Here is a 24105-nt window from a genome sequence, read left to right as displayed (position 1 = left end):
TCAGCCCTGTTCGGGGCCACCGTTCTCCTCGTCCGCCGTGTCGTCGTTCTTCTGCGTGCCCTGCGAGCCCGGCTGGGGCTCGGCGACGGCCACCCGCGCGGGGCGGATGGTGCGTTCACCGATGCGATACCCGGGCTGCAGGATCTGCACGCAGGTCGTCTGCGTGACGTCCGGCGAGTAACTGTGCATCAGGGCCTCGTGCACCAGCGGGTCGAAGGGCTCGCCCTCCTTGCCGAACTGCTGCAGCCCCATCTTGGCGACGACCGTCTCCAGGGACTCGCCGACCGACTTGAACCCGCCGACCAGCTCCTTGTGGTCCCGGGCGCGGCCGATGTCGTCGAGCACCGGGAGCAGCTCGGTCAGCAGGTTCGCGATCGCGATCTCGCGGACCGCGATCCGGTCCCGCTCCACCCGGCGGCGGTAGTTCTGGTACTCCGCCTGGAGCCGCTGGAGGTCCGCCGTGCGCTCACCGAGCGCCGTGCGCACCTGGTCCAGCTGCGCCTGCAGAGCGACGTTGGCGTTCGCGTCCCCGGCCGGGGCCGCCGGGCCCGCCTGGTCGGCGGACCCGGCGCCGGGCCCCGCCTCGCCGGGGGAGTCCCCCGGCGAGGTGGAACCGGCCTCGGCAGAGGGGACGTCAGGCTCCTGCTCGAAGCCCGGGGTCTCCTCCGTCACGCGGCACCGTCCTTCTTGTCCTCGTCGACGATCTCTGCGTCGACGACGTCGTCGTCGGCCTGGGGCTGGGCACCGCCCGCGGCACCGGCCGCACCGCCCTCGGCCTGGGCGTTGGCGTACAGCGCCTGGCCCAGCTTCTGCGAGGTGGCGGCGACCTTCTCGGTCGCCTCGCGGATGGCGGCGGAGTCCTCGCCCTTCAGCTTCTCCTTCAGGTCCGCGACGGCGGCCTCGACCTCGGTCTTGACGTCACCGGGGACCTTGTCCTCGTTGTCCTTGAGGAACTTCTCGGTCTGGTAGACCAGCTGCTCGGCCTGGTTGCGGGTCTCGGCGGACTCGCGGCGCTTGTGGTCCTCCTCCGCGTACTGCTCGGCCTCGCGCATCATGCGGTCGATGTCGTCCTTCGGCAGCGCGGAGCCACCGGTGACGGTCATGCGCTGCTCCTTGCCGGTACCGAGGTCCTTGGCGGAGACGTGCATGATGCCGTTGGCGTCGATGTCGAAGGCGACCTCGATCTGCGGGATGCCGCGCGGGGCCGGCGGCAGACCGGTCAGCTCGAACATGCCGAGCTTCTTGTTGTACGCCGCGATCTCGCGCTCGCCCTGGTAGACCTGGATCTGCACCGACGGCTGGTTGTCCTCGGCCGTGGTGAAGATCTCCGAGCGCTTGGTCGGGATCGTGGTGTTGCGCTCGATCAGCTTGGTCATGATGCCGCCCTTGGTCTCGATGCCGAGGGACAGCGGGGTGACGTCGAGGAGCAGGACGTCCTTGACCTCGCCCTTGAGGACACCGGCCTGGAGGGCGGCGCCGATGGCGACGACCTCGTCCGGGTTGACACCCTTGTTGGCGTCCTGACCGCCGGTCAGCTCCTTGACGAGCTCGGCGACGGCGGGCATGCGGGTCGAGCCGCCGACGAGGACGACGTGGTCGATCTCGGAGAGCTGGATGCCCGCGTCCTTGATCACGTTGTGGAACGGGATCTTGCAGCGCTCCAGCAGGTCCTGGGACAGCTGCTGGAACTGGGCGCGGGTGAGCTTCTCGTCCAGGTGCAGCGGGCCCTCGGCGGAGGCCGTGATGTAGGGCAGGTTGATCGAGGTCTCGGTGGACGAGGACAGCTCGATCTTCGCCTTCTCGGCGGCCTCGCGCAGACGCTGCAGCGCCATCTTGTCCTTGGACAGGTCCACGCCGTGACCCGAGGCGAACTGCTTCACCAGGTAGTCGACGATGCGCTGGTCCCAGTCGTCACCACCGAGGTGGTTGTCGCCGTTGGTGGCCTTCACCTCGACGACGCCGTCGCCGATCTCCAGCAGCGAGACGTCGAAGGTGCCGCCACCGAGGTCGAAGACGAGGATGGTCTGGTCGTCCTTGTCCAGGCCGTACGCCAGGGCGGCGGCCGTGGGCTCGTTGACGATGCGCAGGACGTTCAGGCCCGCGATCTCGCCGGCCTCCTTGGTCGCCTGGCGCTCGGAGTCGTTGAAGTACGCCGGGACCGTGATGACCGCGTCGGTGACCTTCTCGCCGAGGTAGGCCTCCGCGTCCCGCTTCAGCTTCTGCAGGATGAAGGCGCTCATCTGCTGCGGGTTGAAGTCCTTGCCGTCCAGGTTGATCTTCCAGTCGGTGCCCATGTGGCGCTTGACCGACCGGACGGTCCTGTCGACGTTGGTCACGGCCTGGCGCTTGGCGACCTCGCCGACGAGCACCTCGCCGTTCTTGGCGAAGGCGACGACGGACGGCGTGGTCCTGGCACCCTCGGCGTTGGTGATGACGGTGGGCTCGCCGCCTTCGAGAACGCTGACGACGGAGTTAGTCGTGCCCAGGTCGATGCCGACCGCACGTGCCATGGTGGAATCCTCCAGCTGCCTACTTGAGTGGAACTGGCTCAAGGGTGCCTCACAGCTCTCACCCTGTCAACAGACCTGAGTCGTGGCGACTCAACTTATGGGCCAGCCCTCCGCGCACGGACGGCCACGAGCAGCGACCGCGCGGCCGCCGGACCGCCCCGGCGTCAAGGGAAGGCACGCCTCAGCGACACAGATCACCGGCGGCACGGCTGCGCACGTGCGCCGATACTGGGTAGTCTCAGGAGAACCGAATAAGTTACTGCTTAGTAGGCAGCCGGGCATCAGCCCCGAGCCTCCGCTCTCGCAGGTCCGAGGAGCCCCCTCATGCAACTCGCCGCGATCATCGTGTCGCTGGTACTCGCCGTGGTCGGCGTTGCGCTGTTCAGCCGCGCCATCGCCCAGATCTACCGGTTCGTACGACTGGGCCAGGACGTCCCCGCGGACACCCGTACGGACGACTGGCGCGCACGCACCGTCACGGTGGTCCGGGAGTTCCTCGGCCACACCCGGATGAACCGCTGGGGCGTCGTCGGCGTCGCCCACTGGTTCGTCGCCGTCGGCTTCTTCTCCCTCGTGCTCACCCTGGTGAACGCCTTCGGCCAGCTCTTCCAGGCCGACTGGATGCTGCCGGTCATCGGCCACTGGCTGCCGTACGAGGTGTTCGTCGAGTTCATCGGCCTGATGACCACGCTCGGCATCCTCACGCTCATCGTGATCCGCCAGCTGTCCCGGCCGGGCCGGGCGGGCCGCAAGTCCCGCTTCGCGGGCTCCAACACCGGCCAGGCCTACTTCGTCGAGTCCGTCATCCTCATCATCGGCCTCGCGATCATGACGCTGCGCGGCCTGGAGGGCGCCCTGGCGGAGGTGCACGGCTACGAGGCCGCCTACTTCGCCTCGTACCCGCTGGTCGCGGCCTTCAAGGGGCTGAGCGTCGGCACGCTGCAGAACCTGGTCTACCTGACCGCGATGATCAAGATCGGGACCTCCTTCATCTGGATGATCACGGTCGCCCTCAAGACCGACATGGGCGTCGCCTGGCACCGCTTCCTGGCCTTCCCGAACATCTGGTTCAAGCGGAACGCCGACGGCGCCGTGGCGCTCGGCGCCCTGCTGCCCATGGCCTCCGGCGGCAAGCCGATCGACTTCGAGGACCCGGGCGAGGACGACGTCTTCGGCGTCAGCCAGGTGGAGCAGTTCTCCTGGAAGGGCATCCTCGACTTCTCCACCTGCACCGAGTGCGGCCGCTGCCAGTCGCAGTGCCCCGCCTGGAACACCGGCAAGCCGCTCTCCCCGAAGCTGCTGATCATGTCGCTGCGCGACCACGCGCACGCCAAGGCGCCGTACCTGCTCGCCGGCGGCGGCAAGACCGTGGAGGGCGAGGAGAAGGCCTCCGAGGAGCAGCTGAAGGACGTCCCCGCGGCGGCCCTCGCGGAGGCCGAGCGCCCGCTGATCGGCACCGCCGAGGAGAACGGCGTCATCGACCCGGACGTGCTGTGGTCCTGCACCACCTGCGGCGCCTGCGTCGAGCAGTGCCCGGTGGACATCGAGCACATCGACCACATCGTCGACATGCGCCGCTACCAGGTCATGATCGAGTCCTCGTTCCCGTCCGAGGCGGGCACGATGCTCAAGAACCTGGAGAAGAAGGGCAACCCCTGGGGCCTGCCCAAGAAGCAGCGGCTCGCCTGGGTCAAGGAGGTCGACTTCGAGGTCCCCGTCGTGGGCGAGGACATCGAGGACCTCACCGAGGTGGAGTACCTGTACTGGGTCGGCTGCGCCGGCTCCCTGGAGGACCGAGCCAAGAAGACCACCAAGGCCTTCGCCGAGCTGCTGAACATCGCGGGCGTCAAGTTCGCGATCATGGGCGGCGAGGAGAACTGCACCGGTGACTCCGCCCGCCGCCTGGGCAACGAGTTCCTCTTCCAGCAGCTCGGCGCCGAGAACGTCGCCATGCTGAACATGGCCTTCGGCGAGGACGACGAGGACGAGTCGACCAGGAAGCCGAAGGCGCAGAAGAAGATCGTCGCCACCTGCCCGCACTGCTTCAACACCCTGGCGAACGAGTACCCGCAGCTCGGCGGCGAGTACGAGGTCATCCACCACACCCAGCTGCTGCAGCACCTGGTCGACGAGGGCAAGCTCGTCCCCGTCACCCCGGTCGAGGGCATCATCACCTACCACGACCCCTGCTACCTGGGCCGCCACAACAAGGTCTACACGCCGCCGCGCGAGATCATCGCCAAGGTGCCGGGCCTGCGGAACGAGGAGATGCACCGCCACAAGGAGCGCGGCTTCTGCTGCGGCGCCGGCGGCGCCCGCATGTGGATGGAGGAGCGGATCGGCAAGCGCATCAACAACGAGCGCGTGGACGAGGCGCTGTCCCTCAACCCCGACATCGTCTCCACCGCCTGCCCGTTCTGCCTGGTGATGCTCTCCGACTCCGTCAACGGCAGGAAGAACGAGGGCAAGGCCAAGGAGTCGCTGCAGGTCGTCGACGTCTCCCAGCTGCTGCTGGACTCGGTCAGGACCCCGCTCGACCCCGACGGCGAGCAGGAGACGGCGAGCGAGCCGCAGCCGGAGCCCGCGAAGTAGCACGTGGAGCAGGCCGGTCCGCGGACCGGCCTGGGAACGCCGGTGGGCGCGTACGGATCCCGTACGCGCCCACCGGCGTTCGTGCGCTCTTCCCGCTCCCCCGGCGCGCTCAGCCGCCGATGCCGGACTGCCGCAGCAGCGCGGCGAAGGACGCGGGGTCGAACAGCTTCTGCAGGTCGGCCTGGGACACCGCCGTGCCGTCGATCTTCACGTACGGGGTGCCCGTGGCCCCGCTCTTGACGAAGGCCTCCTCGGAGGCGGTCACGAAGTCCCCGTACGACTGCTTGCGCACCGCCGTGTCGAAGGCCGCGCCGCGCAGCCCCTCCACCCGGCCGGCGAGCTCCAGCAGGTACGCGTCGGTGAACCCGTCCACCTGCTCCTGCGGCTGGTTGGCGTAGAGCAGCTCGTGGTAGGTCGCGAAGGCCCCGGTACCCGCCTCGACGGACGCGCGCAGGGCGCCCGCGGCCTTCTTCGAGCCGCTGCCCTTGAGGTTCTCGTCCAGGAACGAGGCCAGGGTGTACTGCAGTTTGACCTCACCGGCTTTCGCCAGCGCCGCCAACTGCGGCCCGGCGGCCGTCTCGAACGCCTTGCAGATCGGGCAGCGCGGGTCCTCGTAGATGTGGACGGTCTTCGGCGCCCCCGGGTCGCCCACCGTGATCGTCGTCCCGTCCGCCTCCAGACGGGCCGGCAGGGCGGCCAGCACCGCGGGGTCCGGCTTCACCGGCACGCCGCCCACGGCGGACGAGGCGGCGGGGGAGCTCGCCGCGGCCGGCGCGTCCGGCGAACCGGAGTCGGTCGTCAGCAGCCCGCACCCCGTCACCGCGAGGGTCAGCAACCCCGCAACCGCCGCGCCCACCGCGGCACGCGCTGAGGTGCGCGCGGTCCCGCGCGCGGCATTCCGTACGGCCCTGACAACCATCGGCACTTCCGTCCCTTCGGATCCGTTCCGCCCCGAACGGTAGGGCTTCACCGGCCCGTATGCCCAACCGCGCGAACGGTCCGCCGGCATCCCCCCGCGCGGGTGTTCGCCCCGAGTGCACCCGGACACAACCTTTCGTCCACCCGGCCCGTCACACAGTCACCTGTTCCGCACCGATGGGAGCCACCGTGCGCGTTCGCGTCCTCGCCCTCGCCCTCACCGCGACGGCAGCCTGCCTCGCCCTGCCCTCCCAGACGGCCGGGGCCGCCACGCCCGCCAAGCCGTACGACTTCAACGGCGACGGCTACCCCGACCTGGCGATCGGCGTGCCGGGAGGGACCGCGGGCGGCAAGACGGCCGCCGGGTACGTCGCCGTGGTCCCCGGGTCGGCCGCCGGCCCCCGCACCTCCGCCCGCCGCACCGTGAGCCAGTCCACCGCGGGCATCCCCGGTTCCTCCGAGACCGGCGACCGGTTCGGGGCCCGCCTGGCCAGCGGCGACCTCGACGGGAACGGGTACGCGGACCTGATCGTCGTCGCACCGGGCGAGAACGCGTCCGCCCTGGAGGACACCGGCCGCATCACCATCCTGTGGGGCGGCTCCTCCGGCTTCACGCGCGGCACGTCCCTGCCCGGCTCGGGCGCCTACAAGGGCACGGGCTTCGCCGGCCTGGCCGCGGCGGACGTCAACGGCGACGGGCGGCTCGACATCGTCACCGGCAACCGGGGCGACGAGAGCGGGGGCCTCTCCGTCGCCCTCGGCCCGTTCGCCCCCGGCCGGGCACCGGCCGCCCTCACCACCGTCACCGACGACGGCATCCCGCACTTCGTCGGGCGCATCCGCCTCGCGGTCGGCGACATCGACGGCGACGGCAGGACGGACGCGGCCGTGGCGTACAACGGCCTCGACGGCGGCGGCACCGCCTATCTGCGCGGCACCGCGGCCGGCCTCGTCCGGGCGCCGTCCTGGTACGGCGAGACCACGGGCGAGGCCCTGGCGGTCGGCGACTTCGACGGGGACGGCCGCGCGGACGTCGCCGTCGGCGGCGCGGGCTTCGGCATCCACGACACCGAGGAGCCGTGGGTGCCCGAGCACCCGCTGCCCACCCGTGCCGGCGGCATCGTCCGCGTCCTGTACGGCAGCGCCCAGGGCCCGGCCGCCACGCGGCCCCCGGTGGACCTCGCCCAGGACACGGTGGGCGTACCCGGCAGCGACGAGGCCGGCGACCGCTTCGGGGCGGCCCTGGCGGCGGCGGACCTCACCGGTGACGGCCGCGCGGACCTCGCGGTCGGCGTGCCTGGCGAGGACGTCGGCACGGTGGCCGACGCGGGCAGCGTGACCGTCCTGCCCGGCTCCCCCTCCGGCCTGACCGCCACCGGGGCCCGGGCCCTCCACCAGGACTCGGCGGGCGTGCCCGGGGGCAACGAGCGCGGCGACGGTTTCGGCGGCACCTCCGGATGCGGGCTCCTGCTGCGCGACCTGAACCGCGACGGCCGCGCCGACCTCTCCGTCGCCGCCCCCGGCGAGGACGCGGGCAGCGGCCGCGTGTGGACCTTCCGCGGCACCGCCTCCGGCATCACCGCCACCGGTTCGGCCACCTTCACCGCGGCCGCTCTCGGGCTGCCCCGGCCGACCGGCGGCCTGGCCTTCGGGGCGACGCTCTGCTCCTGAAGCCGGTGCGCGGACGCCCCACAGGTCACTCGAAAAAATTTACGCCTCTCACGCAACTGTTTGGGGTGGTCGCGGGTCTGAGTTGTGCCAACCGCGTCCGCCATCCGGCTGAACACCGGGTGAACGGGCGCGGTGGCCCCTCCACAGACTGCGGATGCCCACGGGCATCCCCGCATGCACAGGAGTACACCCGCATGCACAAGCGCACCCGGGTCGCCCTCGCGGCGACCGCAGCCGCCGCGCTCACCAGCGGCCTCCTCGCCCTCGCGGCGAGCCCCGCCTCCGCCACCGGCACCGGCCACAAGGCGGACTTCAACGGCGACGGCTACGCCGACGTCGCCTTCTCCGCCGGCAACGCCTACGTGAGCGGCCTGAAGGGCGCCGGCCAGGTCGTCGCCCTCTACGGCTCCTCCAACGGCCTCACCGCCGCCCGGCGCAGCGTCATCAGCCAGAACACCTCCGGCGTCCCCGGCGGCGCCGAGAAGGGCGACGGCTTCGGCTGGATGACCGCCGTCGGCGACTTCAACAGCGACGGCTTCAGCGACCTGGCCGTCGCCGCCGCCTCCGAGGACCTCGGCAGCGACGTCGACGGCGGCATGGTCACCATCCTGTGGGGCTCCTCCAAGGGCCTCACCGGGGGCACCACCCTCGCCGACCCCGCGCCCAGCAGCCACGACCGCTGGGGCCGCTCCCTCGCGGCCGCCGACTTCGACGGCGACGGCAAGGACGACCTCGCGGTCGGCTCCTCCGCCAGCACCGTCTACGTCTACAAGGGCGGCATCACCAAGAGCGGCACCTCCGGCGGCCGCTACACGGTCAAGCCCCCGATCCAGTCCGGCGGCGACACCGGACCGCTCAACCTCACCGCGGGCGAGGTCAACGGCGACGGCATGAGCGACCTGATCGTCGACGGCTACGAGACCACCAGCGACTACGGCTGGAACGCCAACTACTACCTCCCCGGCTCCGCCTCCGGCCTCGTCGCCTCGCGCGCCGTCAAGCTCCAGGGCGGCGTCATCACCGGCATCGGCGACGTCAACGGCGACGGCCACGGCGACATCGTCATCGGCGTCAGCTGGGACCCGGGCACGGGCGGCGAGCCCAGCGTCCCCGGCGCAGTCAAGGGCGGCACCGTCAAGGTCGTCTACGGCACCGCCACCGGCCCCGGCACCGCCACGTCCATCACCCAGGACAGCGGCAACATCCCCGGCGGCTCCGAGAAGGGCGACGCCTTCGGCAGCGAGCTCCACCTCGGCGACGTCAACGGCGACGGCTTCCAGGACCTCGCCGTCGGTTCCGCGGGCGAGGACCTGAACGGGGTCGTCGACGCCGGCTCGGTCACCCTCCTGTACGGCTCGCCGACCGGGCTCAACACCACGGCCGGCTACCAGTACTTCACGCAGAACACCGCGGGCGTGCCGGGCTCGGACGAGAAGTACGACCAGTTCGGCGGCGAGCTCCACCTCGACGACGTCAACGGCGACGGCAAGGCCGACCTGACCGTCACCACCTACGGCGAGAACGGCGGCAACGGCGCCGTCACCGCCCTGCGTTCCGACGGCACCAAGATCAGCACCAGCGGGGCGCTGTCGATCGCCCCCAGCACCGTGGGCGTCTCCACCTCCGGAAGCCCCCTGTTCGGCGCCAACTTCGGCAACTGACCCACCACCGGCGGCCGCCTCCCCGCCCGGGAGGCGGTCGCCCGGCGCGAAGGAACCCCCACTCATGAACCACCCCCGCCTCGCCGCGGCCGCCGCGCTCCTGCTCGCCGGCGGTCTCGTCCCCCTCACCGCCGGCGCGCCCCAGGCGTACGCCGCCCCCGCCCGGTACTCCGACGACTTCAACGGCGACGGCTACCGCGACGTCGTCGCCGCCGCCGACCAGGCCCACGTCGGCGGCCACACGGGCGCCGGGGCCGTCGTCGTCGTGTACGGCTCCGCCAAGGGCCTGTCCGCCGGCCGCCGGACCGTCGTCACCCAGAACTCCGCCGGCGTCCCGGGCACGGCCGAGAAGGGCGACGCCTTCGGGGACTCGGTGGCATCCGGCGACCTCAACGGCGACGGTTACGCCGACCTCGTCGTCGGCAGCCCCGGGGAGGACGTCGGCAGCGACACCGACGCAGGCTCCGTGACCGTCGTCTGGGGCAGCCGCTCCGGCCTGTCCGGGGCCACCACGGTCGCCGACCCGGCGCCCACGGCCCACGACCGCTTCGGGTGGTCGCTCGCCGTCGCGGACTTCAGCGGCGACGGCAAGCCCGACCTGGCGGTGTCCGGCAAGGGCACCGACGTCTGGGTCCTGAAGGGCGGCTTCTCCAAGGCATCCACGGCCACGGCCCGCTACGCGCTGAAGGTCCCGCTCAAGAAGGATGGCTACCTGCCCATCACCCTGACCTCCGGGGACCTGGACGGGGACCGTGTCGCCGACCTCGTCGTCCACGGCATCGGCACCACGACCGCACGGCCCACCGTGGTCACCTACCGCGGTGCAGCCTCCGGGCTCGGCCATCCCGTCACCCTGGCCGGCGGGGACGCCTTCGGGCGGCCCGTGGCCACCGGCGACCTCAACGGCGACGGCCGCGACGACCTCGTCGTCGGCGACCCCGGCAACATCAACGACGCCTTCGGCGGCGGCGCGGTCCACATCCACCTCGGCGGCCCGGAGGGCGTCTCCGTACAGCCCTCCCAGACCCTCACCCAGGCCACTCCGGGGATACCGGGCGAGGACGAGTACGGGGACGCCTTCGGGGAGTCCGTGGCCACCGGCGACGTCGACGGCGACGGACGCGCCGACCTGGTCGTCGGCGTCAGCGACGAGACGATCGGCAAGGTCACCGCGGCCGGCGCCGCCCTCGTCCTGCGCGGAGCGCCGGGCGGGGTCATGACCTCGGGCGCGCTCTCGCTCAACCAGGGCACCCCCGGCGTCCCCGGCTCCAGTGAGGCCGTCGACCGCTTCGGCTGGACCGTCCTCCTCAAGGACGTCGACGGCGACCGGCACGCCGACCTCACCGTCGCCGCCCCCGGCAAGAACACGGGCAACGGCGCCCTGTGGCAGCTGCGCGGCACCTCCGGCGGCATCAGCACCTCCACGGTGGGCACCTTCAGCCCCACCTCCCTCGGCGTCTCCACCAGCGGCGCCCCCAACCTGGGCGACGTCCTGGGCTGATCCGGGGCCGATCCGGGGCCGATCCCGGCCGCCCGCACGGGCCGCCCGCACGGGCCTGGAATCTGTCACAGCTTGGCAGCAATGCCCCTCCGGGGGCGGGGGGCACCGCCCTCCGCCCCCGCGAACGGGTACGTTCGAGGCGTGGCTGGATTCAGGAACGGACGCGGACGGGACGGGGACGTGCAGCACCCGCATCAGCAGTACGGCGGCTACCCGCAGCAGAACACCTCGCCGGGCGGGCAGCAGCCCCACCACGGCTTCACACCGGCCGCCGAGGGTGAGCCCGAGTACTTCGGCGGCTCCGCGGCGCCGGCGCCCTCGTACGACAACAACCCCGGGCACACCCGCGCCTTCTCCATCGGCGACGCGCCCGACGCCTACGACCCCTACGAAGCGCAGTCCCCGCAGCACCCGGACCAGGTGTCCACCTACCGCGCGGGCCACACCATGGCGCCCCCGGCCGGCCCCCGGCTCGGCTGGAAGCAGCTGCTGAGCGGGATCGTCATGCGCCCGTCCGCCACCTTCTGGCAGATGCGCGACTACCAGGTGTGGGGCCCCGCCCTGATCGTCACCTTCCTCTACGGGCTGCTCGCCGTCTTCGGCTTCGACACCGCCCGCGAGGACGTGCTCGACGCCACCCTGTCCAACAGCGTCCCCTGGGTGGTGTGCACGGCCATCGCCGTCATCCTCTGCGGCCTGATGCTCGGCGCCGTCACCAACGCCCTCGCCCGCCAGCTCGGCGGCGACGGCGCCTGGGCGCCCACCATCGGCCTGGCGATGCTCGTCACCTCGCTGACCGACGCCCCGCGCCTGGTCTTCGCCGTCTTCCTGGGCAGCGCCAACAGCTTCGTCCAGTTCCTCGGCTGGGCCACCTGGATCGGCTGCGCCGCCCTGCTGACCTCCATGGTCTCCAAGTCCCACGACCTCCCGTGGCCCAAGGCCCTGGGCGCGGCGTCGATCCAGCTGATCGCGCTGCTGGTGCTCTTCAAGCTCCCGGTGATCTGAGGTCCGCCCGCCACCCCGGCACGCGGAACCGGAACCACGGGTAAGGGGCGCCACTCCAGGAGTGGCGCCCCTTACGCGTAAGCGTGGAAGTCACAGTGCACACCGCCCCAGTCGTGGAACGCGTCCCTGCCCGGGTCGGCCAGGCGGTGGCAGCCGGTCCCGGGGCCGATCACGCGGTACACCCGCTCCTCGAGCACAGCTTCCGGGGACGCGGGGACCCTGTCGTACCGGGCGACCCGGCCCCGAAGCGTCCGGATCGCGTCAGCGGGGGCCACCGGTCGGTACGCGTCCGGGCCGATGCGCTCGAGCCGGTACGAGCCGTGGCGCGTGCCGTCCGGCTCGACGTCGCCTCCCCCGCGCAGTCGTAGCGGAACTGCTCGTAGACGATCAGCGCCCCGGCAACTCCCGGCCACCCGCCCCGGGCGGGAAACGGAACACCTTGTGGGAGACCCAGCGGAACGCGTGCCCGCCGGCGTCCTGGAACGCGTGGTCCCGGAAGTTCACGAAGGACCCGGCCACGAAGTGCAGCTGCGGCGCGGCATGGATCAGAGCGCGTCCCTCGACGGGGTGATCGGCTCCCCCGCCCCGCGCACCGGAGGCAGGACGCTCCAGGGGAAGTTGATCCAGTCCTCGGTGCGCCGCCAGACGTAGTCGCACTTCACGAGCGAGTGCGACTTCTCGTAGATCACCGCGCTGCGCACCTCGGCGACGTGGTCGGCGCAGAAGTCGCGGACGAGCTTGAGCGTCTTGCCCGTGTCGGCGACGTCGTCCGCGATCAGCACCTTCTTGTCGGAGAAGTCGATCGCGTTCGGCACCGGGGCCAGCATCACCGGCATCTCCAGCGTCGTCCCGACCCCGGTGTAGAACTCGACGTTCACCAGGTGGATGTTCTTGCAGTCGAGCGCGTACGCGAGCCCGCCCGCCACGAACACCCCGCCGCGGGCGATCGACAGCACGAGGTCCGGCTCGAAGCCGTCGTCGGCGATCGTCTGCGCCAGGTCCCGCACCGCCTGCCCGAAGGCCTCGTACGTCAGGTTCTCCCGCGCCGGCCCGCTCATGCGCTCAGACCTTCGTCCGGTGGAAGTTGAGGTAGGAACGCGACGGCGTCGGCCCCCGCTGCCCCTGGTACCGCGAACCGTACTTGTCCGAGCCGTACGGGAACTCCGCCGACGAGGTCAGGCGGAAGAGGCACAGCTGCCCGATCTTCATGCCCGGCCAGAGCTTGATCGGCAGGGTGGCGACGTTCGACAGCTCCAGCGTCACGTGCCCCGAGAAACCGGGGTCGATGAAGCCCGCCGTCGAGTGCGTCAGCAGCCCCAGCCGGCCGAGGCTCGACTTGCCCTCCAGGCGCGAGGCGATGTCGTCCGGCAGGGAGATCACCTCGTACGTCGAGGCCAGCACGAACTCCCCGGGGTGGAGGATGAACGCGTCGTCCCCCTCCGGCTCCACCAGCCGCGTCAGGTCCGGCTGCTCGACGGCCGGGTCGATGTGCGGGTACCGGTGGTTCTCGAACACCCGGAAGAAGCGGTCCAGCCGGACGTCGATGCTCGACGGCTGCACCATCGACGGCTCGTACGGGTCGATCCCGACCCGCCCGTTGTCGATCTCGGTCCGGATGTCCTTGTCAGAGAGAAGCACGCAAGCAGGTTACGCGGGGACCGGGCTCCGGGCCGAATCGAGCCGACCCGGCCCGGAGCCCCCGCGTCACGTCCGACCTGCGTGTCCGGACCTGCGCGGCTACTTGCCGCTGTCAGCCGCCACGGGGACGGCGCTCCGCAGCCGCGCGCACCGCGGACACCTGATCAAGCGCCCGGGGCCGAGCCTTCCGGCGCCCAGGTTCTGCATCGGGAACGTGGCGGTGCTGAAAACGTGCCCTTCGGCACAACGAACGACGGTGCGATCCATCGCTCCCCTTCTCCCCGGTACCTCAACGACGAAAGCCACATTAGGGGATGAACCCACCCCCGCCTCACGCGGCACTCCGCCCACTCAGGCACCCCGGGTCCCCCTCACCGTACGCCTCCCGCGCCTCCCCGCGCACGCCATTCCGGAGGCAACACGAAGACCCCGGAGGTATGCGTCCGGGGCCGGGCATGGGGTACAGTGTGCGAGGTCAGATGCCTCAACAGGTGTCTTACGCGGGTGTAGTTTAATGGTAGAACATGAGCTTCCCAAGCTCAGAGCGCGGGTTCGATTCCCGTCACCCGCTCCAGCAGAAAGCCCCAGGCAAGCAGCCCGGGGCTTCTTTGTTGTCCAGACCTCTTCATCCCTCCCGTGCCCGTTGCGTGCCCGATGGGCCGTCGGCGTGCCCGTCGATCGATTTGCGGTCAGCCCGCACCCGAGCATCGAGCGCGGCGGCGATCTCCTTCTGCCGCTCCAGCGTCGAGTGCTGGTAGATCAGCGCAGCGCGCTCGGAGGACTGACCCGCTCGGACCATGGCGTCCTTGAGCGTGGCACCCGATTGCGTCGCCAGCGTGTGGCCCGTGTGGCGCAGATCGTAGAAACGGAAGTTCTCCGGCAGGCCGACCTTGGCACGGGCTTTCCGCCATTTCCGTCCGAAGGACGAACGCCGGAACGGGGCGCCCTTTTCGCCGACGAACAGCAGCCCGTTCGGGCCCTTCTCCGCGAACCACTTCACGTGGCGATCCACATCCCTGTGCATAAACTCCGGCAGCACGATGAACCGCTTCCCCGCTTCGGACTTCGTCTCCCCCACGGCCCGCCGGCCGGTGGTCAGCTCGGGAGCGGCACGGCGGACCCATACGCCGAGAGGTTCCAGGCTCACGTCCGGCCGCCGGAGCTCCGCTTGCTCCTCGGGGCGGGCGGGGCCGTAAGCCGCGAGGTAGACCATCAGCCGCCAGCGCGGGCCGATCGCATCGGCGAGCGCGTCGACCTGGTCCACAGTGGCCACCGGTCGCTCCGGCGCGGACTCTTTGCCCGCACCACGGATCCGGCAGGGATTCCGGCGGATCAACTCGTCCTCAACGGCGGTTTCCAGGATGGCTTTGGAGGCCAGCAGTGATCTCAGCACAGGATTGGGCAGACACACGGCGCCTGTGGGACTACCACCAGATGGGCCATACACCCCGCCCATGCTCGGTTGCCGTCGGCCTCGGCAGCCACGACCTGAGCGTGGCCGACACGGCGGTAGACCTGTACAAGCACGGCATGGCGCCACTGCTCGTGTTCACCGGGGCCACCAGCCCCACGACCCGGGAACGTATGCCCCGCGGTGAGGCCATCCACTACCGGGAGCGAGCACTAGAGCTCGGTGTCCCCAGCTCAGCCATGCTTGTAGAGCCCCGCGCCCGCAACACGGGCGAAAACATCCGCTTCACCCGAGACTTGCTCGAAGAGGCCGGCGTCGACGTGTCTTCGGTCCTACTGATCAGCAAGCCGTACGAGGAGAGGCGCGCGTACGCCACGGCACGCAAGCTGTGGCCCGAAGTCGACATCATCAGCGCTTCCACGCCGATGACCTTGGGCGAGTACGTCGACTCCATCGGCGACGCTCGTCTGGTGATCGACATGCTTGTCGGTGCGCTTCAGCGGCTGCTGATCTACCCGGAGCAGGGCTTCATGATTAGCCAGTCGGTGCCGGACGACGTGATGGCCGCCTACGAACGACTGCGCCAGCACGGCTTCACGAGTCGGCTCATCGCTACCGACACGACCTCCACCTAACGCACTTCGCAGTCACTCGTCCTGGTTTTGTCACCGAGTTTGGGAAGCACGTCGGTACTTGCGCGTGGCCACCTCGCGCTACGCGGCTGGGTTCAGGTGGTGGGCCACGTACCGAGCGCATAGGCCAGGCGGTCGCTCTGCTCCCGAGTGATGCCCTGAGCTATGCGTGTTCCGCACCGAGGGCTTCCCGGTTCGTCGCAGCAGAGGATGCCGGTGAAGGATTCATTGCTGCTGCCGGACAACGGTGACACGGACGGCAGTGACCATCGGGCAGGCTCCCAGTACGGATGGTCAAGGAGCAGGGCTTCGGTCACCCGGTGAGTTTCCGTCTCTGGTACTCCAATCCACATCAGGGCGCCGCGGAGGACATCGGCTGCGTCGGCGGGGAGATCGCTGTCGCCCAGCGCGGGCAAAAGGAGGAGCAGGCGGGCGTTCGGGGCGTGGACTCCTGCGGTGGTTTGATCGGGCGTACGGGCAATGTGGATCAGCTCGCGCCACGACAGGCCGGGGCCGGCCTGGTGTCCGTCGAGCGTGGCCAGATGTCCGAGGCGGCCCCAGGAGGGATGCGTCACTAGGTACTCGGTCCCCGCGTCGTCGGCGAGATTACGCGCCAGCACGACGGCGGTGTGGTCTTCGCCGAACGGAATCCGGAAGACCGGCCATCGCTCCGCATCGGCCAGTGCCTCATACGCCGCATCAACGTCGGCCTCGTCCACGCCGAACCAGGCTGGGTCTGGCTCGTCCTCCTCCGTTTCGCATAGCCACATCAGGTAGGCAGCCCAGAATCCCGGCAGGGAAAGCAGCTCTTCCCCGGCAACCAGCGGGGCGTCCTCAAATCCGTCGATCAGCACCGCCCCAGGCTGCCAGCTGCCTCCGAGAACCCTCCAACCGCCCCCTGCACCTCGTCTGCTGTTTCTCGCTAGAGGACAGCCAGTGCTTGATACGAGGGATAGACACTCTCCGAAGTCACTTACATACCCACTTGTCCGATGCCTGTGAAGCGAGCTGTTACAGGTTTCTCTACCTCATCAAGGCGCTCCCGCCGCGCAGAGCGCGGCGGCGCGCGGCCCGGCGCCTCGGGCCGCCGCTCCTGTCTGCGCCCCGCTCCGGCCCGGCCGCCGGCCGCCCGCCAGACGGCGAGGGGTCAGCTGAGGGGAAACCCGTTGTGGCTGGGGCGGTCGGCTCCGCGGCTTTACGCAGCCACCATGGGGCGAGCCTCGAAGATCGGGGCCCACATCGGGCCATTGCGGGCAGGTCCACAGACCGCCCGAGTCGCCGCAAGCTTAAGGGCCCCGATCTCTCGCCCCATGCCAGCTCCAGCCCAAAGCCGCTACACCAACCTACGGGTCGTCTGCGGGTCGGAGCGTTTGCACGTGGTCCATGGTGGTGCCATCAGGCTTCCGCCCGAAAGCGGCTGCAAGAACGGCGGGGAGGTCGGCCTCGGGGACTATGGAACGCACCTCCGCCAGGACATGGGGAAAGTCGTCATCACCGATAACGCCCAGATGCTCCTGGCGCAGTTGGTGAATGGCCTCGACAAGGTCGGGCCGCAGGCGCATCCAGGCGCGAGACGTGCGGATATCCTCCTCGACCTGGCCCATGAACCAGTGCATGACTCCGTACGGGATGTCCAGATGCCCCGCGTGGGGGTTGAAACACACTGTCGGCTCCCGCGCCGGATCTTCGTCGGGGACGATCGCAGTCACAAGGGCTCGTTGACCGGCGACGAGGTCAAGTTCCAAGTACCAGGCGTCATCGGGTACGGAGTACATCGTGGTGATCGCATATACACCGTCGGGGTGCGGGATAGGCATGACCGCATACTGTCACGCCTATTCGGCGGCAGACCGGCCCCGCCCTTCCGTGCCACAACCGTGCCAGAACAGGCGGGGAGTCTGGGGGACTCCCGGTACGCAGGGGGAGGCGCCACCCACTCCGTCCAAGGCCGGGAATCAAAAGGTCAGGCCGGTGATTGCCCCACCTCGCTCCTAAAGCGGTGGTCCGCTTGCGTGTCATCATCGGGCGATGCTGACTGAAGACGATGCCCGCCGACTCGTGCTGGCCGAGATCGAAGACTCGCGCGGCGACGTCGACTGCGAGCTGGGAATCCTTCGCGTCCAGGCGGTGTCGTTCGGCTGGGTCGTCTACTGGGGTGCCGTCAGTCCATTGTCGAACGGTCAACCCGCTCGTCTCGGCGGCAACGGCCCGTTCCTCGTAGACCGTGAGAACCAGCGGCTGTACCGGATAGCTACCAGCCGACCCGTCCGCCAACAGATCGCCGACTACGAGCGCCGTTTGCGACGCGAGGCGCACGCTCAGAACGCGGCGTTGAAGCGGGCCGACCGCGAGGAAGGTGCCTGAATCCCTGGGCGCACACTCGTGCCCGATCCGTGCCCGACAGGTCGGTAAACCACGGTCAATGGCGGGTGCTGGGGCGAGCTCGTTGGTTCGCCCAGACCGCCGTTGACGCTGGTCAGAGCATGACCGGGGCCGCAGGGACCGGTGATTCCCAAGCTCAGAGCGCGGGTTCGATTCCCGTCACCCGCTCCAGTGGCTGCCATGCCGTCTGGCGGCAACGGCGGCGGACGCCACGGAACAGCGAGCCTCTCCTCTCGGATCCGGGGCCATTGAGGTCAGTCGCAGGCATGTGTGCCTCCCCATATCCCACATTGGCCGCCTGACCACGTGAAAAACGGGTGCATACATCCGGCGGTGCGATGCGACACTGCCCCCATGACCAGCCCGGAGCTCTCCGAACTCGACTATCTGCGGGAGATCGAACGGCTCGCCAAGGCGGTCGTCTCCGCAGCCGCCGGCGAGCGGTCGCATCCTGGCGACGCCGAGGATGACGGCCCGGTCCAACGCACTGTCAACGCCCTGGGCCGGGCACTGTTGCAGTACCACTTCCCCTTGGACGGGTGCCTGGAGGAAGAGGCAGAGCGCCCGCAAGTACCTCTCGCTGCCGTTGCCATCATCCGCCCCGAGGCCATGCCCATCGGCAGCAATGAGACCTACCCACGCGCCTGTGCCCGACTGGGAGTCGAGGCACGACCCGAAGGGTGGGCGCTGTGGGACACCTGGGTCGACGGCAACGCGAAGGTCACCATGGTCGTCTCCGCCGTGGACACGACCGAGGGCCTCCTCACCAACTGGGCGAAGGGCAGAAACCTGCTGCCGGTCATGCCCCTGCCCTCGCAGATCGCCCAGGTTCACGCCGGCTGGACCGGCTGGGGGGCGATCTTCTCCCCCTATGGCAAGAGGAAGCTCGGCCTCGACGGACATCCTTGATCGACAGGTCTCGGCTATTGCCCGGCAAGCGCCGGCAGAAAGCCCCAGGCAAGCCGCCCGGGGCTTCTTCGTCGTCCGGACCTGTCCATCCCTCGCGTGCCCGTTGCGTGGCCGAGAAGCCGTCGTCGGGAACGACTGCGCCACCACGGCCTCACACGTCGGCTCGGCGCTGCAGACCTGGCCTCCGCATGGCGCGCCTTCGAAGTCGCCCGCCCGATCACGGCATTCGTGCTCACCGGTCGTGCCGTTCGTCCGCGACGACGGCGGGGAGGCGAACTGCCACGCGTGGCAGGAAGTAGCCGACGAGGGGCCCCATGCACAGGGCGATGAGCACGGTTCCGGGGCCGACGGTTCCGCCCAGGAGCCAGCCGGCGGTGGCGACGGTGATTTCGATGCCGGTGCGCACCGCGGCGATGGGTAGGCGGGTGAGCCGGACGAGTCCGGTCATGATGCCGTCGCGGGGGCCCGATCCGAACTGGGCACCGAGGTAGAGCGCGTCGAAGAAGGCCAGGGCGACCAGGCCGACGACGAGGTACCCGATCGCGGCAGGTGTCCCCTGGGGGTGGGGGAGGACGGTGGCGGTGGCGTCCGCGGCGAAGCCGACGATGGCGACGTTGAGGAGTGTGCCGAGGCCGGGCAGTTCCCGCAGGGGAATCCACAGGAGGAGCACCAGCAGCGAGATCAGGTTCGTCGTCCAGCCGAAAGAGATGCCGAGGACCTTGGCGGTGCCCTCGGTGAGCACGTTCCAGCTGGCTGCTCCCAGCCCGGACTGGACGAGCGTCATCACGGCGGCCCCGTACCCCACCAAGCCGAGCAGGAGCTGGGGGATGCGGCGCGCCTTTCGGCCCGCTCGGACTTGGGCGAAGGCGTTCACACGGGTCAGGGCGGGCTGGTCGTGGCCGGGCGGGACGGACGTGCGTGCAGCGGTAACAGGAGGTGCCATGCCGCAAGCCTGCGAGGCATCTGGACCTGGATTCCATAGCCAGATTGGTTAGGCTGGCCGGGTGAAAGTTACGTCGCACGTGGTCGCAGGCATGCTGGGGACCTGGCAGGAGGGGCCCGGGCCGGCGCATCAGCGCCTCTCCGACAGGCTGCGGCTGCTGGTCCTGGACGGGCGTCTCTCGCTCGGCTCCACCCTGCCGAGCGAGCGTGACCTGGCCACCGCACTGTCCACCAGCAGGACCACCGTCGGCGCCGCCTACCGCACTCTGGTCGAGCACGGATACCTCGCCACACGGGCGCGCGCCAGGGCGACCGTGCGGCTCCCCGACGACACGCCACCCGAGCGCCGGGCCGGCACGAACGCGGCGGCCATCGACCTGTCCTTCGCCGCGCCCCCCGCGCCCGTCGAGATCCTCCACGCCGCGTTCGCGGCCGCCCTCGAACAGCTGCCACGGCACTACGAGCGGCACGGCTACGACCGCAGCGGCACCGCGGAGCTGCGCGAAGCGGTGGCCCACTGGTACGAGCGGCGCGGACTGCCGACGCCGCCCGATCACATCCTGATCACCAACGGCGCGCAGCACGCGCTTGCCCTCCTGGCGCGAACGCTCCTGGCGCCACGCGACCAGGTCCTGATCGACCACCCGACCTACCCGCACGCGATCACCACGTTCACCGAGGTGCGGGCTCGGCTCCTCCCCGTGGCCGTGGCGTCCTCGGGCTGGGACACCGCGCAGCTCCAGGCGGCGGGCCGCATCGCGAACCTGGCCTACCTGATCCCCGACTTCCACAATCCGACAGGGCTGTGCATGCCCACGAGCGTCCGCCAAGGCCTTGGGCTCGCGTGTCCCACGGTCATCGACGAGACCATGACCGACCTGGCCCTGGACGGGGAAAGCCCGGAACCCTTCGCGCTCCACATGCCGACCGCCATCAGCATCGGCTCGGTCTCCAAGAGCATCTGGGGCGGCCTGCGCATCGGCTGGATCCGCGCGACGCCCGCTCTCCTGGAACGCGTCCAGCAGACCCGTCACGCCACGGATCTCGGCACCCCCGTCGTCGAACAACTCGCCACGGCCGTCCTCCTGAACGAGGACCGGACCCGGCGCCCCGGCACGCTCGGGCAACTGAGGTCGCAACGCGACGTACTGCTCCGAGCGCTCAGCGAGCACCTGCCCGGCCTCCACACCCCGCGACCCGCCGGCGGCATGACGCTCTGGGCGACGTTCCCCCAGCCCATCAGCTCGCGGCTGGCCGCGATCGCGCCCGACTACGGAGTGACCATCGCAGCCGGACCGCGGTTCGGGATCGGAGGCGCGTTCGAACGCAACATCCGGCTGCCGTACACGCTTCCTCCGAGTCGGCTGACCCAGGCGGTCCGCGGACTCGCACAGGCGGAGGAGGCACTCACCCGGGGCGCTACCGGAGCTCACAGCCCCGCACCCGTGGCATGAGCGTCGACGGCATACGGCCCCGAATGCACGTCAGTTGACGCCCCGCGGGGGCCGGAGCACCGCGCCGAGGGCGGCGCCGCCGGCCGTGGCCGTCGTCCACACCCCGCCGAGGGCGAACCTGCGGCGCCCGGCGGGCGGTTCGACGGCGGCGAGTTCGGACCGCAGCGCCGCGCCCCGCGCGGCCCGGTGCCCGGGGAGGTCGGCGGTGGCCAGGTCGAGCAGGAGCTGCCAGACGTCGCGTGTCGCGCGCCGGCGGTCCGTGGTCCCGGCGCGGGCGCCGAGCGCCGCTTCCACCGAGCGCCGGATGTGCTCCCGGTGGCCTGCGGGCCCATCAGCCGGGGACCGCCGGCACCGACGACACGACCCCGGGTGACGCTCGGCGCGTCTCCCCGGGGTCGTGTCGTCGTGGCCCGACGGCGTCATGTCAGACGACGCGCTTGCGGCCCCAGAGGAAGACGAAGGCCGTGATGGCGGCGGCAAGGGCGAACAGGATCGAGGCGCCGAGCCACTGCATGCCGCTCATCTGGGACATGGGGATGTAGTCCAGCGCCCAGCCCACGACGCCCTTCTGCTTCAGGCAGGCGTCGACCGCCTGTTCCGACCCCGCGTCCGTGCAGGTGCTCCAGCCGATGGTGTGCCCGGACGAGGTGATGAACGACTGGTCGACCTCGTAGGCGGCGGTGGGAAGACGGGGGCTGCTGCCGGGGGTCACCCCCGAGTCGGTGGTGAGCCTGATGACGTTGCCGAGGTCGAGCCGGCTGTACGCCCAGACCACCTGGACGGCCGCCGCGAAGAAGAAGGTCACGACCATCGCGAGCAGGGTGCGGCGCAGGAGCATGCCGATCGCGATGCCGCCCACCACGGTGAAGAGCGTGAGCGCGACGGGCACGGGCCCGGTGTTGTCGAAGGCCTGGCCGGAGGTCCAGTCCATGACCGTGTTCTCCTTGCTGACCGGTGCCCACCACCGGCCGAAGGTGAAGGAGAGGGCCACGGTGCAGACCACGACCACCAGCGCGCTGATGCCGAGCTTGGCGGCGAGCCAGCGGGCGGGGCCGGCGGCCTGGGAGGTGACCAGCTTGGCCGTGCCGCTCTCCAGGTCGCCGGCGAGCAGCGGGGCGCCGAGGAAGACGCCGAGGAGTATGGGGACGAAGCCGAGGCCGAAGGCGGCCTTCAGAAGCGGGGCGCTGTGCGGGTTGATGTCCTCCGTCCACTTGTCGGAGCTCGCCTCGGGCCAGCCGTGGGCGGTGAGGTAATCCAGCAGGCCGGCGCGCTGGTAGAGCATCCACCCCACGGACAGGGCCGTCGCGGCCAGGATGGTCCAGTAGGCGGCGCGGTGCTGGCGCCAGATGAGCCAGGTCATGCCGCTGAGCCTGGGGCGGCGGACGCCGCTGTCGGCGACCGGGGCCGCGGACGGCGCGGACGGGTTCGCGGTCAGGTTGCTCATGCCGCCGCCCCCCGCGGGCCGTTCACGCCGTACGGCTGCCCCGGGACCTGGGCCACGGGACTGATCAGTGGTGGCGCTTCGGGGGAGCGCAGGTAGGCGAGCAGGAGTTCCTCCAGTTGCGGGGTGTGGGACTGCCACTGGCCGCTCACCGGGCCGTCGGGGCGGATGAGGGCGGTGGCCTGGCGCCCGCTGGTGCGGTACTCGACGACGGTGTGGCGGGCGAGTTCCGCGGGGACGCCCGGGCCCTCGTCGCCGGCCACGCCCTGCAGCAGCACGTGGGCGCTGCGGATCTCGTCCACGTCACCGGCGATGCGCAGACCGCCCGTGGAGATGACCAGGAGGAAGTCGCAGACGCTCTCCAGCTCGCTGAGCATGTGGGAGGACATCAGCACCGTGGTGCCGTGCTCGGCGGCCTCGGCCAGCAGGGTGCCCATGAGTTCGTGGCGCACCAGCGGGTCGAGGTCGGACATCGGCTCGTCGAGCAGCAGCAGGTCGGGCCGCTTGCCGAAGGCGAGGGCGAAGGCGACGCGGGTGCGCTGTCCGCCGGAGAGGGTGCCGACCTTCGCGTGCAGGGGCACGTTGCCCGCGCGGACGATCTGCTCGGCGGCCTGCTGGTCCCAGCCGGGGTTGAGCTCGCGGCCCATGCGCAGCGTCTCGGCCACGGTGAAGCGGCGGAACAGCGGCTTCTCCTGGGCGAGGAACGCCGTACGGCGTCCGGCCTCCGCGGACTGGGGCGCCGCGCCGAACACCGTGAGGGTGCCCTCCGACGGCTCCAGCAGGTTGGCGGCGATGGACATCAGCGTCGTCTTGCCCGCGCCGTTGGGGCCCACCAGCCCGCAGATCCGGCCGGCCGGCAGGCGGAACGAGCAGTCCCGCAGGGCCCAGCCCCGGCGGTACTTCCGGCCGACCCCGCGGGCCTCCATCGCCGACTCCTCCACCGGGCCACCCATGTCCATGGCATTCATGGCGTCACGCACTGGTCATCCTCATTTCCCCGTCCTCCGGTGTTCCGTCGGCCGCCGTGGTCCCGGCGTACCGCTCCTCCAGGACCGCCGCGACCAGCGCGGCCACGTCCTCGCGCTCCAGGCCCGCCTCGTGGGCCCGGGTCATCCACGCCTCCAGTTCCCCGCGCAACGGGGAGTCGGCACCCGCCTGAGGACGGGCCAGTGAGCGGCGGATGAAGGTGCCGAGGCCGGGCCTCGGCTCGACCAGCCCCTCGCGTTCCAGCTCGCGGTAGGCCTTGAGCGTGGTGTTCGGGTTGACGGCGCTGGTCTCCGCGACCTCCTTGGCGGTGGGCAGCCGGTCCCCCGGCATCAGGACGCCCAGCCGTAGGGCCTGCTTGGTCTGCTGCACGATCTGCTGGTAGGCGGCGATCCCGCTCCGCCGGTCGATGCGGAAGTCCACGTGCTTCAACACCCTTTAGCTACTCGATTAG

General features: G+C 70.6%; 21 protein-coding genes, 1 tRNA gene and 1 pseudogene. 10 read left to right on the top strand and 13 right to left on the bottom strand.

Features of this window, described 5'->3' with window-relative positions; translation table 11 throughout:
* Together grpE and dnaK are read right to left on the bottom strand one after the other, a co-directional pair.
* The gene (grpE, locus tag ACFYYN_RS01580; protein WP_499512673.1) at positions 1 to 672 is read right to left on the bottom strand and encodes a nucleotide exchange factor GrpE; all 672 of its coding nucleotides are present in this window, start codon (positions 670 to 672) and stop codon (positions 1 to 3) included.
* Complete coding sequence (gene dnaK / locus ACFYYN_RS01575) at positions 669 to 2510, bottom strand: molecular chaperone DnaK (protein WP_500322545.1); 1842 nt, start codon at positions 2508 to 2510, stop codon at positions 669 to 671. Before dnaK ends, grpE begins: the two co-directional genes overlap by 4 nt.
* Positions 2511 to 2834: 324 nt before the next feature.
* Between dnaK and ACFYYN_RS01570 the strand changes: the two genes are divergently transcribed.
* Positions 2835 to 5102: a (Fe-S)-binding protein gene (locus ACFYYN_RS01570; protein ID WP_500544292.1), complete on the top strand. Its 2268-nt coding sequence runs from the start codon at positions 2835 to 2837 to the stop codon at positions 5100 to 5102.
* A 109-nt stretch (positions 5103 to 5211) separates the two neighbouring features.
* On the opposite strand, the gene ACFYYN_RS01565 is transcribed toward ACFYYN_RS01570, so the two are convergent.
* A complete protein-coding gene (locus ACFYYN_RS01565; RefSeq protein WP_500544291.1) occupies positions 5212 to 5937 on the bottom strand; it encodes a thioredoxin domain-containing protein in 726 nt (241 codons plus the stop codon).
* A 272-nt stretch (positions 5938 to 6209) separates the two neighbouring features.
* On the opposite strand from ACFYYN_RS01565, the gene ACFYYN_RS01560 reads away from it, so the two are divergent.
* From ACFYYN_RS01560 to ACFYYN_RS01545, 4 genes are all read left to right on the top strand, one after another.
* A complete protein-coding gene (locus ACFYYN_RS01560) occupies positions 6210 to 7691 on the top strand; it encodes an FG-GAP-like repeat-containing protein (RefSeq protein ID WP_500544290.1) in 1482 nt (493 codons plus the stop codon).
* A gap of 194 nt (positions 7692 to 7885) precedes the next feature.
* Positions 7886 to 9352, top strand: coding sequence for an FG-GAP and VCBS repeat-containing protein (locus ACFYYN_RS01555; protein WP_500544289.1), 1467 nt, complete (start codon positions 7886 to 7888; stop codon positions 9350 to 9352).
* Positions 9353 to 9416: 64 nt separating this feature from the next.
* Complete coding sequence (locus ACFYYN_RS01550) at positions 9417 to 10853, top strand: FG-GAP-like repeat-containing protein (RefSeq protein WP_500544288.1); 1437 nt, start codon at positions 9417 to 9419, stop codon at positions 10851 to 10853.
* Between the two features lie 141 nt (positions 10854 to 10994).
* Positions 10995 to 11858, top strand: a complete 864-nt coding sequence (locus tag ACFYYN_RS01545) for a Yip1 family protein (RefSeq protein WP_500322537.1) — start codon at positions 10995 to 10997, stop codon at positions 11856 to 11858.
* A 545-nt stretch (positions 11859 to 12403) separates the two neighbouring features.
* Here the strand turns inward: ACFYYN_RS01545 and ACFYYN_RS01540 are convergent.
* The gene (locus ACFYYN_RS01540) at positions 12404 to 12916 is read right to left on the bottom strand and encodes a phosphoribosyltransferase (RefSeq protein WP_500358494.1); all 513 of its coding nucleotides are present in this window, start codon (positions 12914 to 12916) and stop codon (positions 12404 to 12406) included.
* A 4-nt stretch (positions 12917 to 12920) separates the two neighbouring features.
* Positions 12921 to 13496 (bottom strand): dCTP deaminase, encoded by a 576-nt coding sequence (gene dcd, locus ACFYYN_RS01535; RefSeq protein ID WP_499512697.1) that lies wholly within the window; start codon positions 13494 to 13496, stop codon positions 12921 to 12923.
* Positions 13497 to 13996: 500 nt separating this feature from the next.
* Here dcd and ACFYYN_RS01530 point away from each other — a divergent pair.
* A tRNA-Gly gene (locus ACFYYN_RS01530) sits at positions 13997 to 14070 on the top strand.
* 51 nt (positions 14071 to 14121) lie between these two features.
* Here ACFYYN_RS01530 and ACFYYN_RS01525 read toward each other — a convergent pair.
* Positions 14122 to 14868 (bottom strand): annotated as a pseudogene (locus tag ACFYYN_RS01525) (tyrosine-type recombinase/integrase); the annotation flags it as partial.
* A gap of 8 nt (positions 14869 to 14876) precedes the next feature.
* Here ACFYYN_RS01525 and ACFYYN_RS01520 point away from each other — a divergent pair.
* Positions 14877 to 15542, top strand: a complete 666-nt coding sequence (locus tag ACFYYN_RS01520) for a YdcF family protein (RefSeq protein ID WP_500544287.1) — start codon at positions 14877 to 14879, stop codon at positions 15540 to 15542.
* Between the two features lie 92 nt (positions 15543 to 15634).
* Here the strand turns inward: ACFYYN_RS01520 and ACFYYN_RS01515 are convergent, their stop codons facing one another.
* Positions 15635 to 16393, bottom strand: a complete 759-nt coding sequence (locus ACFYYN_RS01515; RefSeq protein WP_500544286.1) for a hypothetical protein — start codon at positions 16391 to 16393, stop codon at positions 15635 to 15637.
* A gap of 489 nt (positions 16394 to 16882) precedes the next feature.
* A complete protein-coding gene (locus ACFYYN_RS01510; protein ID WP_500544285.1) occupies positions 16883 to 17356 on the bottom strand; it encodes a hypothetical protein in 474 nt (157 codons plus the stop codon).
* 211 nt (positions 17357 to 17567) lie between these two features.
* On the opposite strand from ACFYYN_RS01510, the gene ACFYYN_RS01505 reads away from it, so the two are divergent.
* Together ACFYYN_RS01505 and ACFYYN_RS01500 are read left to right on the top strand one after the other, a co-directional pair.
* Positions 17568 to 17903: a hypothetical protein gene (locus ACFYYN_RS01505; protein ID WP_500544284.1), complete on the top strand. Its 336-nt coding sequence runs from the start codon at positions 17568 to 17570 to the stop codon at positions 17901 to 17903.
* A gap of 372 nt (positions 17904 to 18275) precedes the next feature.
* Positions 18276 to 18830 (top strand): hypothetical protein, encoded by a 555-nt coding sequence (locus ACFYYN_RS01500; RefSeq protein ID WP_500544283.1) that lies wholly within the window; start codon positions 18276 to 18278, stop codon positions 18828 to 18830.
* 232 nt (positions 18831 to 19062) lie between these two features.
* On the opposite strand, the gene yczE is transcribed toward ACFYYN_RS01500, so the two are convergent.
* A complete protein-coding gene (gene yczE, locus ACFYYN_RS01495) occupies positions 19063 to 19773 on the bottom strand; it encodes a membrane protein YczE (protein WP_500544282.1) in 711 nt (236 codons plus the stop codon).
* 61 nt (positions 19774 to 19834) lie between these two features.
* On the opposite strand from yczE, the gene yczR reads away from it, so the two are divergent.
* Positions 19835 to 21226, top strand: a complete 1392-nt coding sequence (gene yczR, locus ACFYYN_RS01490) for a MocR-like transcription factor YczR (RefSeq protein WP_500544281.1) — start codon at positions 19835 to 19837, stop codon at positions 21224 to 21226.
* Between the two features lie 30 nt (positions 21227 to 21256).
* Here the strand turns inward: yczR and ACFYYN_RS01485 are convergent, their stop codons facing one another.
* The 4 genes from ACFYYN_RS01485 to ACFYYN_RS01470 all read right to left on the bottom strand — a co-directional run bounded on the left by ACFYYN_RS01485 (position 21257) and on the right by ACFYYN_RS01470 (position 24074).
* The gene (locus ACFYYN_RS01485; RefSeq protein WP_500544280.1) at positions 21257 to 21520 is read right to left on the bottom strand and encodes a hypothetical protein; all 264 of its coding nucleotides are present in this window, start codon (positions 21518 to 21520) and stop codon (positions 21257 to 21259) included.
* A gap of 130 nt (positions 21521 to 21650) precedes the next feature.
* Entirely contained in the window at positions 21651 to 22670 is a 1020-nt protein-coding gene (locus ACFYYN_RS01480; RefSeq protein WP_500358504.1) for an ABC-2 membrane transporter-related protein, read from the bottom strand.
* Positions 22667 to 23635 carry an ABC transporter ATP-binding protein gene (locus tag ACFYYN_RS01475; RefSeq protein ID WP_499516883.1) on the bottom strand — a complete coding sequence of 323 codons (969 nt, stop codon included), beginning with the start codon at positions 23633 to 23635 and terminating at the stop codon, positions 22667 to 22669. Before ACFYYN_RS01475 ends, ACFYYN_RS01480 begins: the two co-directional genes overlap by 4 nt.
* Before the next feature lie 4 nt (positions 23636 to 23639).
* The gene (locus tag ACFYYN_RS01470; RefSeq protein WP_500322518.1) at positions 23640 to 24074 is read right to left on the bottom strand and encodes a GntR family transcriptional regulator; all 435 of its coding nucleotides are present in this window, start codon (positions 24072 to 24074) and stop codon (positions 23640 to 23642) included.
* Positions 24075 to 24105: the final 31 nt, after the last annotated feature.

Origin of the sequence: Streptomyces sp. NPDC001902, from assembly GCF_042891295.1 — a bacterium.
Classification (GTDB): Bacteria; Actinomycetota; Actinomycetes; order Streptomycetales; family Streptomycetaceae; genus Actinacidiphila.
The sequence above is the reverse complement of the archived record's forward strand: the minus strand, read 5'-3'. Positions and strand labels throughout refer to the sequence as shown.

Bases quoted from the DNA above. Each gene is read 5' to 3' on its own strand.
- dnaK (WP_500322545.1), bottom strand. From the start codon at position 2,510: ATGGCACGTGCGGTCGGCATCGACCTGGGCACGACTAACTCCGTCGTC.
- ACFYYN_RS01570 (WP_500544292.1), top strand. From the start codon at position 2,835: ATGCAACTCGCCGCGATCATCGTGTCGCTGGTACTCGCCGTGGTCGGC.
- ACFYYN_RS01555 (WP_500544289.1), top strand. From the start codon at position 7,886: ATGCACAAGCGCACCCGGGTCGCCCTCGCGGCGACCGCAGCCGCCGCG.
- ACFYYN_RS01550 (WP_500544288.1), top strand. From the start codon at position 9,417: ATGAACCACCCCCGCCTCGCCGCGGCCGCCGCGCTCCTGCTCGCCGGC.
- ACFYYN_RS01540 (WP_500358494.1), bottom strand. From the start codon at position 12,916: ATGAGCGGGCCGGCGCGGGAGAACCTGACGTACGAGGCCTTCGGGCAG.
- ACFYYN_RS01510 (WP_500544285.1), bottom strand. From the start codon at position 17,356: ATGCCTATCCCGCACCCCGACGGTGTATATGCGATCACCACGATGTAC.
- ACFYYN_RS01505 (WP_500544284.1), top strand. From the start codon at position 17,568: ATGCTGACTGAAGACGATGCCCGCCGACTCGTGCTGGCCGAGATCGAA.
- ACFYYN_RS01500 (WP_500544283.1), top strand. From the start codon at position 18,276: ATGACCAGCCCGGAGCTCTCCGAACTCGACTATCTGCGGGAGATCGAA.
- yczE (WP_500544282.1), bottom strand. From the start codon at position 19,773: ATGGCACCTCCTGTTACCGCTGCACGCACGTCCGTCCCGCCCGGCCAC.
- ACFYYN_RS01480 (WP_500358504.1), bottom strand. From the start codon at position 22,670: ATGAGCAACCTGACCGCGAACCCGTCCGCGCCGTCCGCGGCCCCGGTC.
- ACFYYN_RS01475 (WP_499516883.1), bottom strand. From the start codon at position 23,635: ATGAATGCCATGGACATGGGTGGCCCGGTGGAGGAGTCGGCGATGGAG.